We start from the raw sequence: 17,355 nt of genomic DNA, 5'->3' as shown, positions 1-17,355 counted from the left end.
GTCCGAGTTCGAGATATTGCCTATACGGCCGCGACTTCTCCAGGCCTGCTTTCGAAATCAAACAGCCGCTGGGTAGCGAGCGCGGCGGCGCCCCGCGCCCATGAATCGTCTGCCCAGTCCGGCGTGATCGGCGGTGGAGTCCACATTGCGTAACGCCGTAGCGCGTCGCGCATGGGCTCGAAGAGGTAGTCGCCGAAGCTCACCGCTTCGCCGCCGCCGACAATCACCTCCGGATCGATGATGTTGCAGAAGCTGCCCAGAAACCTTCCGATGCCTTCGCCTGCTTCGCGCAGCAAATTCACGGCCACCTCGTCACCGGTCTTGGCCGCTCTGACCATGTCGTAGCGGTCAACGTCGGCTGAGAGGCCCTTCGTCTCACGCCACCGCTTAACCAATGCTGGTTCGGAGAAGAACGTCTGAAGGCATCCGCGGCGGCCACACTCGCATTGCGGCCCGTTTGGATCGTAGATGGAGTGCCCGATCTTGCCCGCGGCCCCGTTCGCGCCGTGATGGACCGAACCATCGATCACCACCGCGCAACTGATGCCGGCGCCGATGGCCAGCGCGCCGACAGTGCGGTGATGCCGGCCGAGACCGAACAATTGCTGCGCCAGCGCGAAAGCGTTGGTATCGTCGTCGGCCCACACGGGCACATTGACGAGATCGGCCAGCATGGCCGCTATCGGCACGTCGGTCCAATTGAACCGATGACTGAGCCGGCAGACGCCATGGTCGATGACCCCGGGCACGGCGATGCCGATGCCGCTGAGCTGCGCCCCGGTTGGCGCGGCCCGATCGGCAAGCAACTGGCTGACAGCGGCGGCGCAGGCTTCTACCGTGCTTCGCGGCGACTGATCGGGCACAGCGACGCGTTTGGAGACAAGCGGTGTCGTGGCCAGGTCAGTCAGCACGCAATCGATCGCACCGACCATCAGCTTGAACCCGACAACAAGGCGGCCGGCATAATTGATGTTGATCGGGATTGGCCGCCGCCCCGGCGCGCCGATGCTGGCCTCTCCCTCCATCAGAATGTTCTCGTGCAACAGGTCGGTGACGACGAACGTCACCGCCGCCGGGCTTAGTCCGGTGATCGCGGCAATCTCGGCACGACTGATCGCCCCTTCCCTTCGCAGCAGGTTGAGAATCAGCCGGCGATTGATCGAGCGCGACGTCTGCTGGTCGCCTTTCAGTTTCATCTTCGCCTCATTGTTAATTTTGTAAATTAAGTATTGACCGGCTCCATCTGCATACGCTACGACTCGCCGTGGTTCAATTGGAATCCGGCTGTTCTCAGGGAGGAGATAAAAGCCATGACCATCACCGCTACGATGCTATCCACGACAAGACGCCGATTCCTGAAGGGCACGGGCGCGGCTCTCGCTGCATCTGCCACCGGGAGCCTCTGCTTGCCGGCCCTGGCGCAGGCGCAGGAAATCAACATCATTTCCAATCTCAGCAACGCCGGGCAACGCGACATCCTGAACAGGCTGGCAGCCGAATACGAGGCGAAATCCGGCGCCAAGATCACCATCAACAACATGGACCACGAGGCGCACAAGACGGCGATCCGCAGCTATTTGGTCGTCGGCGCCCCCGACATCTGCTTCTGGTTCTCCGGCAACCGCATGAAGGCCTTTGTCACCAAAGGCCTGTTCGACGACATCTCCGATCTGTTCGCCCGCGAGAACTACAAGAGCGTGCTCGGCGCCACGACAAATGCAGTCACGGTCGGCGACAAGCAGTATGGCCTGCCGATGGGCGGCCTGCTTTGGGGTCTGTTCTACCGCAAGGATGTTTTTGCCCAACACAATTGGACCCCGCCGAAGACGTGGACCGATTTTCTCGCCTTTGGCGAGGCCGCGAAATCTGCAAGCATGATCCCGATGAGCATGGGCACCAAGGAGCTTTGGCCCGCAGGCGGCTGGTTCGACCACATGAACCTGCGCATCAACGGCCTCGACAAGCACATCGCCCTGATGGACGGGAAAGTCCAGTACACCGATCCGATGCTTACGCCCGTCTTCGACAAATGGAACGAGCTGATCAAGGCCGGGTTCTTCTCGCCGAACCACAGTTCCTTCGGCTGGGAGCAAGCCGGCGCTGCCCTGGCGCAGAAGAAAGCCGCCATGATGGACCTTGGTGGTTTCGTCAGGTCCGCCTTCCCGGAGGCAGACCTCCCGCAGCTCGCCTACGCGCCGTTTCCCGAAATCATCCCCGGTGTCGCCAGATATGAGGATTTTTCGGTCAACTCCGTTCATGTTCCGGCCAACGCCAAGAACAAGCAAGGCGCGCGCGACTTCCTCGCCTATTTCTACAAACCGGAGAATCTCGGAGCCTTCCTCGCCGCCGAGGGAGCGATCCCGCCGCGCAACGATTGCCCGCCCAGCAACGATCCGCTGGTCAACGCCGCCGTGGAAGAGCTGAAGAAAGTGGTCGGCACGTCGCAATACTACGATCGCGACACCGATCCGGACATGGCCCAGGAGGGCATGACCGGGCTTCAGGAATTCATGGTCAAACCCGAACGGCGCGACCAGATCCTCGAACGGCTGGAAAAGACCCGCAAGAGAATATTCAGCTGATGCTGTCGCTCAAAAGCGCGTAGCGGTTTTGGGACAAATTGAACACGGCTTAGTCCTCCCGGACTTGACGGGCGCCGCTTATCCTGGCGGCCCCGTCTCCTTTTGGATGAATTCCCATGCCCCGCTTCTGGCGCAGACATCGTCATTGGTTGACGCCGGCATTGTTCCTTCTGCCGGGTCTTATCCTGTTCAGCCTGGTTATCCTTGCCGCCTCCGTCGAGACGGTCTGGATTTCGCTGCACGAATGGGACGGTATCGGCGCCAAGACCTGGGTCGGCCTCGCCAACTATGCCGAGTTGGCCGAGGACCCGCAATTCTACGTCTCGCTGAAGAACAACGTCATCTGGTTGCTGATCTTCATGCTGGCGCCGCCGATCGGTCTCGCGCTGGCGCTGATCGTCAACCAGCAGATCCGCGGCATGCGCATTCTGAAGTCGCTGTTCTTTGTCCCTCTGGTGCTGGCTACGGTGACCGTGGGTGTCGTTTTCGGCTGGGTCTATGATCCCACCTTCGGCTTGCTGCAATTGATCTTCGGCCTGTTCGGTGCCACCGCGCCGGCGCTGCTTTCCGACGAGAATTTCGCCACTTTCGCTGTCGCCGCGGCGGCTCTCTGGCCGCAGATCGCCTTCTGCATGGTTCTGTTCCTGGCGGGGCTGAATAACCTCGATGAGGATCTGATCGGCGCCGGACGCGTCGACGGAGCACGCGGCTGGCGCATGCTTCACCACGTAGTCCTGCCGCAGTTGTCGCAAGTCGGCTTCATCGCCATCGCGGTGACGGTGATCGGCGCGCTGCGCTCCTTCGACATGGTCGCCGTCATGACCACCGGCGGTCCCTACGGCTCGTCGACTGTGCTCGCCTACCAGATGTACGAGGAATCGATCTTTTCCTATCGCTTCGGCTATGGCGCGGCGATCGCCACGGTGCTCTTCGTGATCATGAGCGCCTTCATCGCCTGGTACCTGCACGGCCTTATCAAGGCCGAACGGAGCAATGCCTGATGTATCCGCGCCCGATCCCCGAAGACGCCAAGATCAAGCGTGCGCTCTACGTCGGCGGCGTGACGCTGGTCGTCGCGCTGTGGCTGCTGCCGCTGATTGCCGTCATGCTGACCTCGATCCGCTCCAATGAGGAATTGATGGCAGGCAATTACTGGGGCTGGCCACAGAAGTTCAGCCTGGTCGAGAATTACACGGCGGTCTTCGAGCAGACCGCGATGCTGCGCTTCTTCCTCAACAGCCTGCTGATCACCATCCCCTCGGTGATCGGCGTGCTGATCCTGTCGACGTTGACCGGCTTCGTGTTGTCGCGCTATCCGTTCCGCGGCTCAAATCTCATTTTCGCGCTGTTCGTCGGCGGCAATTTCCTGCCGGCCCAGGTCATGATGATCCCGGTGCGTGACCTCATGGTCAGGCTCGGCCTCTACGACACGGTCTACGCGCTGATCGTATTCCACATCGCCTTCCAGACCGGCTTTGCGACGCTGTTCATGCGCAACTTCATCGCGGCACTGCCGGGCGAATTGTTCCAGGCCGCGCGCGCCGAGGGCGCATCGCCCTTCCAGGTGCTGCGCCATGTGGTGGTACCTCTGGTACGGCCGGCGCTGGCGGCGCTTGCCATCCTCACCTTCACCTTCATCTGGAATGATTATTTCTGGGCGATCGTGCTCACCCAGAGCGACGCCGTCAAACCCGTCACGGCCGGGCTGAACAATCTGCGCGGCGAATGGACGTCCGCCTGGAACATCGTCTCGGCGGCAACGATCTTCGTCGCCCTGCCGCCCGTGGTCATGTTCTTCCTGATGCAGAAGCACTTCATCAGCGGCCTCACCATGGGGGCGGTCAAGGGATGATTTTTGTTCGAGGAATTCAGGCCGCACCGTACGGACGCCGGCCAACACAGAAGGGCGGCGCGCGATGAGCAGCGTGGAACTGCGCAAGGTCGACAAGCACTATGCCGGCTATCATGCCTTGAAGGCAGTCGACCTGAGGATCGAAAAGGGCGAGTTCGTCGTCATGGTCGGACCGTCCGGTTGCGGAAAATCGACATTGCTGAAGACGATCGCTGGGCTTGAGACCATCAACTCCGGCCAGGTCGTGATCAACGGGCGCGACGTCACCAGGGAAGAGCCCGGCGATCGCGGCATCGCCATGGTCTTCCAGTCCTATGCACTCTATCCGCACATGACCGTGGCCGAGAACATGGGCTTCGGCTTGCGGATGGCGAAACGCCCGAAGGCGGAGATCGACGCCGCCGTCAAGCGCGCCGCGCAGATACTTCGCCTCGAGGAGCAGTTGGACAAGCGCCCGAAGCAATTGTCGGGCGGGCAGCGCCAGCGCGTCGCCATCGGCCGCGCCATCACCCGCTCGCCTGAAGTGTTCCTGTTCGACGAACCGCTGTCGAACCTCGATGCGGCACTGCGCACCCAGATGCGGGTCGAGCTTTCCAGCCTTCACGCCCAGCTCGGATCGACCATGGTCTATGTCACCCACGATCAGATCGAGGCCATGACCATGGCGGACCGGATCGTGGTGCTGAATAAAGGGCGGGTCGAGCAGGTCGGCTCTCCTCTCGAACTCTACGCCAATCCGGCGAATATCTTCGTCGCCGGCTTTCTCGGCGCGCCGCGCATGAACTTCATCGAAGCGCGGGTGGAAACCGTCGGTGCGGGCGGGATCACGCTGACGGCGGCCGGAATGCCGGCGCTTGCCTTTGGCGGCATCGACGGCCTTTCGGCAGGCGACGCGGTGACCGTCGGGATCCGGCCCGAAAATCTGCACCTGGTCGAGGCGGCGAACGCACGCCAGGCATCGTTCCCAAGCCAGGTACGATTGGTCGAACATCTGGGCCGGGAAATGGTTCTCTACCTCGACGCCTCTCCTCTTCAGGCGACCAATTCGGACAGCGGCACAGGCAATTTCACGGTCCAGCTCAACAAGGTGTCTCCGATCAGCGTCGGGGCCCAGCTCACCGCTGGCTTCGATGTCGCCGATGCCTATCTCTTCGGACCCGATGGCCGCACGCTGACGCCGCGAAAACCCGTCCCCGCAACCTGACCCCCGAATCCAAGAGTATCCTTGTATGCAGCGCAACAAGCCCGCCCCGCTTTCGGTATGGCGACCACTCAACCTCGACCGCTTCCTGCTGGGAGCGCCGCATTATCCCGAACATGTCGACGAAAGCAGCTGGCGGCGCGATGCCGAACGTATGGCTGCAGCCGGCGTCAACACGGTCCGGATGGGCGAGTTCGCCTGGCACATCTTCGAACCCTACGAAGGCAAGGTCGACTTCGGCCTGTTCGACCGCGCGATCGAGGTTCTCGCGAACGCAGGGATCGACACCATCATGTGTACGCCTACGGCCACGCCGCCGCGCTGGCTCACCGCCAACTATCCGGAGGTGCTGCGTGTCGATGTGAGCGGCCGCCCCGCAAGCCACGGATCGCGCCAACATGCCGACACCACCAGCCCGGTGTTCCGCGCCCATAGCCGGCGCATCACGCGCGCCATGGCCGAACACTACAGGGACAATCCCCGCATCATTGGCTGGCAGACCGACAACGAGCTCAATACGACCGTTTCAGAATCGTTCGCGCCGGCGACACGGCTGGAATTCCAGAAATTCCTCCAGCACAAATACGGTGCGATCGGCGCGCTGAATTTCGCCTGGGGCGGCCATTTCTGGGCGACCGCTTACGACGATTTCTCGCAGATCGACCTGCCGCGCCCGCTGATGCCGTCCTATCCGAGCCCTGGGCATGTGCAGGACTACCACCGGTTCCTGGCCGCGGCGACGGCGGCTTTCCAGCACGACCAGGTCGAGATCCTGCGTGCCACCAATCCGGACTGGTTCATCTTCCACAATCTTGGCCAGCTCGCCGACATCGATTTCCGCGGCCAGTTCGGCCAAGACCTCGATTTCATCGGCTTCGATATCTATCCGATGCTGTACGACGAGATGAGGCGCACCGGTGGACATGCGGCCACCCAAGCACTGCATCTCGACATCTGCCGCGCATACACCGGCAATTACATCGTGCCGGAGCAGGCTTCCGGTTTCGGCAGCCAGCCGGGTTTTTCGACAATGACGCCGGAGCCGGGAGAGATGCGCCGCATGGCTATGACGTCCGTGGCGCGCGGCGCCGACGGCATCATGTTCTTCCGCTGGCGCCCAGCCCACTTCGGTGCCGAGATCTACTGGATGGGGGTCATCGATCACGACGATGTGCCGCGTCGCCGCTACGACGAGGCAAGCCGTTTCTTCCATGAGATCGCCGCCATCAAGGACCAGATCCTCGGCACCGTGGTGCGCATGGACCTCGGCATTGCCGGTGCCGATTTCGACAACCAGGAGGCGCACAAGACCTATCCTATGGGATTACCGAGCCCGCTTGAAGACGCCACGCTGTTGCATCGCTACTGCTACCAGAATGGCATTGCCTGCGGCTTCATCCACCCTGAGGACGATCTGTCACGGCTCAAGGCGCTCTATGTTCCGCATTGGGTGATGTGGAGGCAGGAATGGAATGCCCCGGTCGAGACGTTCGTCCGCAACGGCGGCACGCTGATCCTGTCGGCGTTGACCGGCACCCGAGACGAGAACAACCACATTGTTCGCGAGCAAGCACCCGGGCGCGAGCTTTCGGCGTTGAGCGGCGTCAGGGTCACCGAATTCGGCCGCCTGGTTCCGGAGGGCGGCACTGGGCTGTTCCCCTTGTTCCGGCAGGCCGCGATGGGCGCCTACGTGCCTCCGTCACCACTGCCGTCTTCGTCGGCGGAGCGCAAATATCGCTTCACCTTGGGCAACAGGCAGTTCGAGGCAGCCCACCTCTACGAGCTGCTCGACGTCGAGTCGGATGCCGAGGTGCTGGGCACGTGGTCGAACCGTTTTTGCGCCGGACAGCCGGCGATCACCTCTCGCCAACTCGGCCAGGGTCGCGTCGTCTATGTCGGCACCTATCTGACGCCCGAGCTTGCCGAAGCAATCGCCGATGTCGTGCTGGCCAAGGTCGGCGTGGTGTCCTTGCTGCCGGAACTGCCGGCCGGGGTGGAGGTGTCCATACGGGAAACCGACGACCGTCAACTGATGTTCGTTTTGAATACCAGGGATACTTCCATCACCGTCCCGAACGTACCGCTGGGCGTCGATCTCTTGACCGGCCGCCCGGTCGGCGGCGCGATTGAACTCGAAGCCTATGGCTGCGCGGTTGTTTCGCTGGCCCTATGAGAAGACGCAGACTTGCCGGAACGGCCGCGATCATTGGCCGTTCAGGTGTTGACGCCAAGCTCCACCAACCGCTCGACGCAGGACTCTTCGGCCTGGTCGAGTTCGGCGAGCGTTTCCTCGAGGTCGCGACGCTTCTGCCTGAGGTCCTCGCGCTTTTCCTCGATGCGCTTGATCATCAGCTTGAGTTGACCGACCTCGCCGGGCGGCTCCTTGTACATCTGGATGATTTCGCGGATTTCGTTGATCGAAAAACCAAGTCTCTTGCCGCGCATGATTTGCCGGATGAGGTGGCGATCGGAGGGACGAAACAGTCGTGTGCGGCCACGCCGCACCGGCTGCACCAGTCCTTCATCCTCATAGAAGCGCAGCGTCCGCGTCGATACGTCGAACTCGCGAGTCAACTCGGTGATCGAATAATATTCCCGCATTGTCACTCCCACACGCCGGAATCCCGACCAAACCCACGCCATGCCGGAATCGACATGGCGCCCCGCGCCAGCCTCGCACGGCGTTTACGTAAAAGTCAATTGAAGGGCGCACCTCAACGCACGCCGAACCACCATGTGGCGATGCCCAGAAACGCAAAGAAGCCGACGACATCGGTAACCGTGGTGACGAAGACCGCAGAAGCGACCGCTGGATCGACCTTGAAACGGTCGAGCAGCAGCGGGATCAGGATGCCGGCGAGCGCGGCCACGAACATGTTGATGATCATCGCCGCCGCGATGATGCCGCCCAGATTGGGATCGCGGAACCAGGCTGCCGCGACGACACCGATCAGGATGGCGAAGATGATGCCGTTGATGAAGCCGACCCCCATCTCGCGGCGAATGATGCGGCTGGCGTTGTAGATGTCGAGATCCCTGGTCGCCAGCGCCCGCACGGTGACGGTCATGGTCTGCGAGCCGGCGTTGCCGCCCATGCCCGCGACGATCGGCATCAGCACCGCCAGTGCCACGATATGTTCGATCGTGCGGTCGAACAGGCTGATCACCGACGCCGCCAGGAACGCGGTCAAAAGGTTGATCAGCAACCACGGAACGCGCGAGCGCGAGGTCGAAAAGATACTGTCGGAGAGCTCTTCGTCGCCGACGCCGCCCATGCGCATCAGATCTTCCTCGGCCTCCTGCTGGATGACGTCGACGACATCGTCGATGGTCAGCACGCCGACCAGCCGCTCGTTCTCGTCGACGACGGCGGCCGACAAGAGATCGTACTGCTCGAATTCCCGCGCCGCCTCTTCCTGGTCCATGGTGGCGGGAATGGCGTGCCGCGTCTCATGCATCACCTCTTCGACCTTGACCGAGCGCTTGGTGCGCAGGATCTGGTCGAGGTCGATGGCGCCGAGCAGCTTGAAGCTCGGATCGATGACGAAGATCTGGCTGAAGCGCTCGGGCAGATTGTTGTCCTCGCGCATGTAGTCGATGGTCTGACCGATCGTCCAGAACGGCGGCACCGCGACGAACTCGGTCTGCATGCGGCGGCCGGCGGTCTCTTCCGGATAGTCGAGCGAGCGGCGCAGCCTGATCCGCTCGGTGAACGGCAGCCGCGACAGGATCTCGTCCTGGTCTTCCTGGTCGAGATCCTCGAGAATGTAGACCGCATCGTCGGAATCGAGTTCCTGCACCGCTTGGGCAATCTGCGCATTGGGCAGACTGTCGACGATCTCCATGCGGATCGCCTCGTCGACCTCGGTCAGCGCGGAGAAGTCGAAGTCGGCGCCCAACAGTTCAACCAGCGCGCGGCGCTGGTCGGGGTGCAGCGCCTCGAGCAGGTCGCCGAGTTCCGATTGGTGCAGATCGTCGACTTCACGCTTCAGCGCGAGCGTGTCGCGATCGGCGATCGCAGCACCGATCTGGGCTAGGAAGGACGAAAGAACGGCGCCGTCCTCGCCATAGATATCGGCTTGGTGTTCCTCGGCGGCCCTGGCGCCGGTCATCCGTTCGTCCTGGCCTTCCACCAGCGCCTCCCGCCATCGCAATCCCGGAAAAGGTGCAAATCAGGTCTAGAACATCGGGCCCAAAAGTGGAAACCGGTTTTGGGAGAATCCGATGTTCAATAAGGAAATGGCGTAAAGCGCGGGAATATCAAACGAAATGCGCCCTGCCCGCAGCGGGCGGAGGCTGGCACAAATCGGATTCTGGGAAGAGATACTGGTGCGGTCGAGAAGACTCGAACTTCCACGGGTTGCCCCACAGCGACCTCAACGCTGCGCGTCTACCAATTCCGCCACGACCGCACGTGGTAGAGCCGGAACCGACCGGCTCGCGGCGTGTAGCAAATCGTTTCCGGCGAAACAAGTGCGCGGCACGCAATAATGTCAGGCGATTGGCATAACCTTCCACAGGATGGCAATGCAGGGCCGAACTGGACGTTTCGCCGGATTGGCGCCATATGAGGGCAACACGAGATACGTCATGCCAGAACGCAGCCAGATCGCCACGTCGTTCCTGCCGCTCCCCGGGTCGGCACCGGTCGAATGGCGCGTCGAACCGGGCCTCACCGCCTACCCCGATGCGCTTGCATTCATGGAGGCGCGCGCCGAGGCGATCCGCAGCGGCGCCGCCGGCGAAATGGTCTGGCTGGTCGAACATCCGCCGCTTTACACGGCCGGCACCAGTGCCCGCGGCGAGGATCTGATAGACGCCAACCGCTTCCCGGTGTTTGAAGCAGGACGCGGCGGCGAATACACCTACCATGGACCGGGCCAGCGGGTTGCCTATGTCATGCTCGACCTGAAGCGACGACGCGAGGATGTGCGCGCCTTCGTCGCCGCGCTCGAACAGTGGATCATCGGCACGCTCGCAGCCTTCAACGTGCATGGCGAGCGCCGCGAGGACCGGGTCGGTGTCTGGGTTGTGCGTCCAGATCGCCCTTCCCTGCCGGACGGCTCGCCGGCCGAAGACAAGATCGCGGCAATAGGCATCCGGCTGCGACGCTGGGTGAGCTTTCACGGCATCGCCATCAATGTCGAACCGGATCTCGACCATTTCAGCGGCATCGTGCCCTGCGGCGTGCAGGACCATGGCGTCACCAGCCTCGTCGACCTCGGTCTTCCCCTGACAATGGCCGACCTCGATCTCGCGCTGAAATCCGCCTTCGAGGATGTCTTTGGTCCCACCACGGCGTTGTCTATCGAAACTGCCCGCAAGGCGGGTTGATTCTTCCTGATCCGGCACGGCTCAAATTAGCTGAGCGGAGGCCCACAGAACGCCGTAGCCATGAATAGCGAACACCGCCAGCAGCGCCGCCGCCATGGCGAAGCGGTCGACGGTGCGGATCGGCTTCAGCTCGTGACGCGGCTTGATCCCGCTGCTCATCGTCAGCAGGCTGAGAATTGAAAACACCGCTCCTGTCGCGAGCAGAAAGTTGGAGGAAAAGCCGGCCTGCCAACCCACCGCCAGAAAGGCCGAGAGCAGGAAGAACGAGGCCAGCGCCAGCGCGACCGGCCCTGGACAGATCTGGCGCAGCACTTGGCCGCCGTCGAACTTCCACACCGGCACCAGATTGGCGATGTTGAACAGGGCGGCGAAGCCAGCCAGCGTCGCCAGCAGCCCAGCCGCCAACCGATGCCCTTCCGCGCCGGCAAAGGTGCTGGCAGCGATTGCGATCGGCACCAGGAAGGCGGAGAAACCGGCGCCCATCAACGCCACGAAGGCGACCTCGAAACGGCTGTCATAGGGCCGCCCGCCAATGGCGATGCCACCGAGCAACGGAATGAAGATCATCCGCGCCCTATTGTGGCCCATCAGCCGAAATGCAGCCATGTGACCGAGCTCATGCAGGGCGACCACCGATGTCAGGATCGCGGCCAATGCCAGCCCGCCGAAATGAAGCCCGAAGAACGGCCACAGGATCAGCGCCGAAAGACCGGCGAACCCCACCTGGCTCAGCGGATGCTCGAACCAGCCGCCCTTGCGATACTGCCCGGTCCGCGCCCAGCGCTGCAGCTTGGAGAGTTCGCGGCGCATGGCGAAATAGCGGAACACCAGGAAGGCAACGCCGCGATAACGATCGGTCTGGCTGAGCGTCACCCACGTGCCGTTGCCCTCGGAAACAAGTTCGGCGGTTTCGCGATAATCCTTCCAGAACGAAGCGTCGAGCGCGGTGTCCTCGATGACGCGCATCGAAAAGCGGCATCCCTCTACGACGTCTTCAAACCGCGACTTGCGCTCGATCGGCTTGCCATCGCTTCCTTCCCAGGACAGCATGATTCGAGCCACGCCCTCGCCGTCCGGCCCTTCGGCCGAGAGGATCTCACCGGACCAGCCGGCATCGCTGCCGGGCGGCCACAGCGCCTGCCAGAGACGTTGCCGATCCATCGCCACCAGACGAGACAGCCGGACCGTGCGCAAACCAAACGGCACGGTCATCAAGAGAAAGATCAGCCCGAGATTGCTGGCCACCAGAATGGCCGTGACGATGGGCGACACTTGGACGTTGCTCCCCTGTCTTTCAGATCACCCTATCGTCGCGGCGGCAAGAAAGGCTTAACGGGCGCAACGGTCTTGGCCGCGCAGGATCCGCGGCGGCGAATGCCGCCCAAATCACATGGCTCCGATCCAGATCGCCATGGAAACGAGGAAAGTGCTCATGCAAACCAGTGAGATGACATCCTGAACCAGATCGGTCATAACTCTCTCCTGTTGTTGATATGTTCGTATTTTGTTCTAATTTTGTTCAAATGTCAACGTGCACAATCCGGCCGCCTCCGGAATTTTCGGGAGGTCGGATCGGCAGGGTTAAGAAAAGGTTGACGGGCGTGCGACGGTGGCCCGGCGCCGACCAGGGCCCGTCGAGATTCAGGTCAGGCCGGCATTATCTGAATATCGGCATGCGCTAGAGCGGGACGACTTTGCCATCGGCCAGCGTCACCCGCCGGTCCATGCGCGACGCCAGTTCGTGATTGTGGGTGGCGATCAGCGCCGCGAGGCCCGATTGCTTGACCAGCGCCGCCAGCGCCTCGAACACATAGGAGGCAGTGACCGGGTCGAGATTGCCGGTCGGCTCATCCGCCAGCAGCACCAGCGGCGCATTGGCAACGGCGCGGGCGATGGCGACACGCTGCTGCTCGCCGCCGGAAAGCTCGGACGGCCGGTGCGACGCGCGCTTGCCGATCTGCATGTAGTCGAGCAGCTGCGCGGCGCGCTCCGCCGCTTCCTTGCGGCTCAGCCCTTTGATGAGCTGCGGCATCATGATGTTTTCCAGCGCCGAGAATTCCGGCAGCAAATGATGGAACTGGTAGACGAACCCGACATCGTTGCGGCGGATCGCCGTGCGGTCGTCGTCGGAGAGCCGTCCGCAGGCGCGGCCGGCGAGGATGACGTCGCCGGCATCGGGGCGCTCCAGCAGGCCGGCCGTGTGCAACAGCGTCGACTTGCCGGTGCCCGACGGCGCCACCAGCGCCACCATCTCGCCGCGCTTCAGCGAGAAATCCGCGCCGTTGAGAATGGTGAGCTTGCGCGGCCCCTGGACATAGTGCCGCTCGACGCTCTTCAACTCGATAATGGCCTCGGCCATCACTCGTACCTCAAGGCTTCGACGGGATCGAGGCGCGCGGCCCGCCATGCTGGAAAAACCGTTGCCAGGAATGACAGGCCGAGCGCCATCAGGATGACATAGGTCGTCTCGCGCGGATCCATCTTCGCCGGCAGCTGGCTGAGGAAATAGAGCTCCGGGTTGAACAGCACCTTGCCGGTCATCCAGGAGAAGAACTGGCGGATGGATTCGATGTTGGTGCAGATCAGCACGCCGAGCAGCACGCCGGCGAGCGTGCCGGTCACGCCGATCGCTGCCCCGGTCATCAGGAAGATGCGCAGGATGGCGCCGCGCGACGCCCCCATGGTGCGCAGGATGGCGATGTCGTGGCCCTTGTCCTTCACCAGCATGATCAGGCCGGAAATGATGTTGAGCGCCGCCACCAGCACGATCAGCGTCAGGATCATGAACATGACATTGCGCTCGACCTGCAGGGCGGAGAAGAACGTCTCGTTGCGCTGGCGCCAGTCGACCATGTCGATCGGCCGCTGCGCCGCCGCCTCCACCTTCGGTTTCAGCGCGTCGACGTCATCGGGATTGTCGACATAGATCTCGATCGTTTGCGCCCGCCCGTCCATGTTGAAATAAAGCTGCGCCTCGGAGAACGGCATGTAGACGATGGACGTGTCATATTCCGACATGCCGACTTCGAAGATCGCCGAGATCTTGTAGCCCTTCATGCGCGGCGTCGTGCCAATCGGGGTCACGTCGCCTTCCGGTGAGATCAGGGTAATGGTGTCGCCGAGCGTCAGGCCGAGATTCTCGGCCATGCGCTTGCCGATGGCCACGCCTTCGCCCGTATCGAAATCGGCGATCGAGCCCTGCTTGATGTTGCCGGCAACGATGGCGATCTTGCCGAGATCCTCGCCGCGGATGCCGCGCACCAGCGCACCGGTTCCGCCGCCGACATTGCCCTGTGCCAGCACCTGGCCATCGATCAGCGGTATGGCGTATCTGACGCCTGATACGCCGTTGATGCGGCCGGCGACCTGGGCATAGTCTTCAAGCGGCGAATCGAGCGGCTGCACGATGAGATGACCATTGACGCCGAGGATGCGTGTCAGCAGCTCCGCCCTGAAGCCGTTCATCACCGCCATCACCACGATCAGCGTGGCGACCCCCAGCATGATGCCTAGGAAGGAGATCGACGCGATCACCGAGATCACCGTCTCCTTGCGCCGCGAGCGCAAATAGCGCCAGGCGACCATGCGCTCGAACATGGAAAAAGGCCCGGCACCCGCCGATCTTGTCGCCACCGCTTCGCTCATGCGGCGATACCGAAGCGCTTTTTCGCGTCCGCGATCGGCAGCGTCTCGCGCTCGCCGGTCCTGCGATTCTTGATCTCGATCTCTCCGCTGGCCACGCCGCGCGGTCCGACGATCACTTGCCACGGCAGGCCGATCAGGTCGGCGGTGGCGAACTTGCCGCCGGGGCGCTGGTCGGTGTCGTCGTAGAGCACTTCCTTGCCGGCAGCGACGAAAGCGGCATGCAACTCGTCGCAGACGCGGTCGCACTCGGCATCGCCCGCCTTCATGTTGATCAGCCCGATATCGAACGGCGCCACCGCCTCCGGCCAGATGATGCCGTTGTCGTCATGGCTGGCTTCGATGATCGCCGCGACAAGGCGCGACGGACCGATGCCGTATGAGCCTCCGGAGACGAAATGATCCTTGCCGTCGGGCCCGGTCACCTTGGCGCCCATCGGCTTGGAATATTTGTCGCCGAAATGGAAGATGTGGCCGACCTCGATGCCGCGCGCCGAAACCTTCTCGTTCTCGCCGATCTTTTCCCACGCCGCCTCGTCATGCATCTCGTCGGTGGCGGCGTAAGGCGTCGTCCACGTCTTGACGATGTCGGCGATCTCGGCGTCGTTGGTGAAGTCGGTCTTCTCTCCAGGCACATCGAGCGAAAGATAGTCGTGATGGCAGTAGACCTGGCTCTCGCCTGTATCGGCAAGGATAATGAATTCATGGCTGAGGTCGCCGCCGATCGGTCCGGTGTCGGCCCGCATCGGGATAGCCTGCAGGCCCATGCGCGTAAACGTCCTGAGATAGGACACGAACATCCTGTTGTAGGCTGCCTTGGCGCCCTCGAAGTCGAGGTCGAAGGAATAGGCATCCTTCATCAGGAATTCCCTGCTGCGCATGACGCCGAAGCGCGGCCGCACCTCGTCGCGGAACTTCCACTGGATGTGGTAGAGATTGAGCGGCAGGTCCTTGTAGGATTTCACATAGGCGCGGACGATCTCGGTGACCACTTCCTCATTGGTCGGGCCGTAGAGCATGTCGCGGTCCTGCCGGTCCTTGATGCGCAGCATCTCCTTGCCGTAGTCGTCATAGCGGCCGCTTTCGCGCCACAGATCGGCCGACTGGATGGTCGGCATCAGGATTTCCAGCGCACCGGCACGATTCTGCTCCTCGCGGATGATGCGGCAGACCTTGTCCAGCACCCGCTTGCCGAGCGGCAGCCACGAGAAACTGCCCTGCCCCTGCTGGCGGATCATGCCGGCGCGCAGCATCAGCCGATGCGAGACGATTTCAGCCTCGCGCGGATTTTCTTTCAAGATAGGCAGGAAATAGCGCGACAAACGCATGGACTGGTCCGTGAGTGAGGATCGCCGCGCGGGAATCGGCGCGGCACGGGCTTGCTTGCCCCGGCTTCATAGCCATTTCATGGCGGAATGGAAACCCGGACGCACCGGTCCGAAAATCGGAAATTGATTTTCAAAAATACGGCGCTGCTGCGAGTAAAACTGTTGCACTGTCCTTCGCGGATCGGGCAAACGCGCGGCGTTCCAAGGCGCCGTGATTGCGCCGCGCGCCTTGCAGGTCGTTTCCCAAGCAACGCCTGCCGCACTATTGTGCAGTGCAGCACGAGAATGCCCGTTTCAAGGCAAAATTCTTCGTGACATTTTCATTCGCGTTAGGCTAATGTGCCCTCATAACCGAGAGGGTAGAAAAAAATCTGCTCTCCTACGCGGTCAAAGTCTTGGGAGGATGCGATCTAGGCGCGGTTACTCGCTGCCACCGGAAACCGGAAACAGATCGGACGCGTTTAAATTGCAAGGCCTTGTGCCTTGCATTTTTTTTGTGCAATCACCCGCTTAGCGCAACGAGTTGCCAAACTACCTTACCTTGCGGCAGCAGCCGCAAACGGCACGGCATTCCTGTTCGGAACGCGCAGCATTCCGAGTGATAAAAACGCCCTTGCGGGACGGTTTATTTGGTTGGGGTTTGGTTGAATTCAGGCACGATGTGCGGGATGTCGTTGAGGCTATATCCCAACCCATGCGTCAGGCCATAAAAAATGCCCATGAGGACGGCCGTGGCGAGGGTGGTGCGGATCACGGCGCGCAGCATATGGGGACCGCGCGGCGCGCTCGGAACCGTGCCCAGCGTCACATCATGATCGTCATCCTGCGTCTTCACACTGAACGGCAGCACGGCAAACAGCACCACCCACCAGGTCGCGAAAAAAAGGGCGGTGAACGAAACCCAGCTCATGATTGCTCCAGTTCGATCAGCGTGCCGAAGAAATCCTTCGGATGCAGGAACAGCACCGGCTTGCCGTGCGCGCCGATTTTCGGGTTGCCGTCGCCGAGCACACGGGCGCCGGCAGCCTTGAGACGGTCACGCGCGGCCAGGATGTCGTCGACCTCATAGCAAAGATGATGCATGCCGCCGGAAGGGTTCTTCTCCAGGAAGGCAGCGATCGGCGACCCCTCGCCCAACGGCTCCAGAAGCTCGATCTTGGTGTTGTCGACATTGACGAACACCACCGTGACGCCATGCTCCGGCAGCGCCTGCGGCTCCGTCACTTCAGCGCCAAGCGTGTTGCGATAGGCGGCGATGGCAGCAGCCAGATCCGGCACGACAAGCGCGACATGGTTCAGGCGTTCGAGCATAGGTTTTCCTCAGGGCAGTAGGCAGTAGGCAGTAGGCAGTAGGGAATGGTGATAGATCTGCATCTCTGTCATTTTTCCTCTGCTGCCTAATGCCTACTGCCTACT

At 62.2% G+C, this 17,355-nt stretch carries 15 protein-coding genes and 1 tRNA gene; 6 read left to right on the top strand and 10 right to left on the bottom strand.

Going from position 1 to position 17,355, the window contains the following annotated elements:
* Positions 1-20: 20 nt before the first annotated feature.
* The gene (locus NKH57_RS07235; RefSeq protein WP_352942994.1) at positions 21-1,196 is read right to left on the bottom strand and encodes an ROK family protein; all 1,176 of its coding nucleotides are present in this window, start codon (positions 1,194-1,196) and stop codon (positions 21-23) included.
* Positions 1,197-1,310: 114 nt separating this feature from the next.
* Here NKH57_RS07235 and NKH57_RS07230 point away from each other — a divergent pair, with 114 nt between their 5' ends.
* The 5 genes from NKH57_RS07230 to NKH57_RS07210 all read left to right on the top strand — a co-directional run bounded on the left by NKH57_RS07230 (position 1,311) and on the right by NKH57_RS07210 (position 7,808).
* Complete coding sequence (locus NKH57_RS07230; protein ID WP_352942992.1) at positions 1,311-2,582, top strand: ABC transporter substrate-binding protein; 1,272 nt, start codon at positions 1,311-1,313, stop codon at positions 2,580-2,582.
* A 116-nt stretch (positions 2,583-2,698) separates the two neighbouring features.
* On the top strand, positions 2,699-3,583 hold the full coding sequence (locus tag NKH57_RS07225) for a carbohydrate ABC transporter permease (RefSeq protein WP_352942989.1): 885 nt from the start codon (positions 2,699-2,701) through the stop codon (positions 3,581-3,583).
* A complete protein-coding gene (locus NKH57_RS07220) occupies positions 3,583-4,434 on the top strand; it encodes a carbohydrate ABC transporter permease (protein WP_352828527.1) in 852 nt (283 codons plus the stop codon). Before NKH57_RS07225 ends, NKH57_RS07220 begins: the two co-directional genes overlap by 1 nt.
* 64 nt (positions 4,435-4,498) lie before the next feature.
* Positions 4,499-5,638: an ABC transporter ATP-binding protein gene (locus tag NKH57_RS07215; protein WP_352942987.1), complete on the top strand. Its 1,140-nt coding sequence runs from the start codon at positions 4,499-4,501 to the stop codon at positions 5,636-5,638.
* Between the two features lie 25 nt (positions 5,639-5,663).
* The gene (locus tag NKH57_RS07210; RefSeq protein ID WP_352942984.1) at positions 5,664-7,808 is read left to right on the top strand and encodes a beta-galactosidase; all 2,145 of its coding nucleotides are present in this window, start codon (positions 5,664-5,666) and stop codon (positions 7,806-7,808) included.
* A 41-nt stretch (positions 7,809-7,849) separates the two neighbouring features.
* On the opposite strand, the gene NKH57_RS07205 is transcribed toward NKH57_RS07210, so the two are convergent.
* The 3 genes from NKH57_RS07205 to NKH57_RS07195 all read right to left on the bottom strand — a co-directional run bounded on the left by NKH57_RS07205 (position 7,850) and on the right by NKH57_RS07195 (position 10,047).
* Complete coding sequence (locus NKH57_RS07205; protein WP_006203215.1) at positions 7,850-8,236, bottom strand: MerR family transcriptional regulator; 387 nt, start codon at positions 8,234-8,236, stop codon at positions 7,850-7,852.
* A 113-nt stretch (positions 8,237-8,349) separates the two neighbouring features.
* Positions 8,350-9,747 (bottom strand): magnesium transporter, encoded by a 1,398-nt coding sequence (gene mgtE, locus NKH57_RS07200; protein WP_502904128.1) that lies wholly within the window; start codon positions 9,745-9,747, stop codon positions 8,350-8,352.
* Positions 9,748-9,962: 215 nt separating this feature from the next.
* Positions 9,963-10,047: transfer RNA gene (locus NKH57_RS07195), tRNA-Leu, on the bottom strand.
* A gap of 178 nt (positions 10,048-10,225) precedes the next feature.
* Between NKH57_RS07195 and lipB the strand changes: the two genes are divergently transcribed.
* Entirely contained in the window at positions 10,226-10,969 is a 744-nt protein-coding gene (gene lipB / locus NKH57_RS07190) for a lipoyl(octanoyl) transferase LipB (protein ID WP_352942981.1), read from the top strand.
* 21 nt (positions 10,970-10,990) lie between these two features.
* On the opposite strand, the gene NKH57_RS07185 is transcribed toward lipB, so the two are convergent.
* The 6 genes from NKH57_RS07185 to mce form a co-directional block, all read right to left on the bottom strand.
* Entirely contained in the window at positions 10,991-12,241 is a 1,251-nt protein-coding gene (locus tag NKH57_RS07185) for a site-2 protease family protein (RefSeq protein WP_352942978.1), read from the bottom strand.
* A 406-nt stretch (positions 12,242-12,647) separates the two neighbouring features.
* Entirely contained in the window at positions 12,648-13,331 is a 684-nt protein-coding gene (locus tag NKH57_RS07180; protein WP_023757151.1) for an ABC transporter ATP-binding protein, read from the bottom strand.
* Positions 13,328-14,614: a lipoprotein-releasing ABC transporter permease subunit gene (locus NKH57_RS07175; protein WP_352942975.1), complete on the bottom strand. Its 1,287-nt coding sequence runs from the start codon at positions 14,612-14,614 to the stop codon at positions 13,328-13,330. The genes NKH57_RS07180 and NKH57_RS07175 overlap by 4 nt, the downstream gene beginning before the upstream one ends.
* Positions 14,611-15,939: a proline--tRNA ligase gene (gene proS, locus NKH57_RS07170; RefSeq protein ID WP_352942972.1), complete on the bottom strand. Its 1,329-nt coding sequence runs from the start codon at positions 15,937-15,939 to the stop codon at positions 14,611-14,613. Before proS ends, NKH57_RS07175 begins: the two co-directional genes overlap by 4 nt.
* A gap of 625 nt (positions 15,940-16,564) precedes the next feature.
* Positions 16,565-16,849, bottom strand: coding sequence for a DUF1467 family protein (locus NKH57_RS07165; protein WP_352602899.1), 285 nt, complete (start codon positions 16,847-16,849; stop codon positions 16,565-16,567).
* Positions 16,846-17,250 carry a methylmalonyl-CoA epimerase gene (mce, locus tag NKH57_RS07160; protein WP_352942969.1) on the bottom strand — a complete coding sequence of 135 codons (405 nt, stop codon included), beginning with the start codon at positions 17,248-17,250 and terminating at the stop codon, positions 16,846-16,848. The genes NKH57_RS07165 and mce overlap by 4 nt, the downstream gene beginning before the upstream one ends.
* Positions 17,251-17,355 lie beyond the last annotated feature (105 nt).

Origin of the sequence: Mesorhizobium sp. M1050 (genome assembly GCF_040318715.1) — a bacterium.
Lineage (GTDB): Bacteria > Pseudomonadota > Alphaproteobacteria > Rhizobiales > Rhizobiaceae > Mesorhizobium.
Note: the sequence above shows the minus strand (reverse complement) of the source record. Positions and strands in the feature narration are given on the sequence as shown.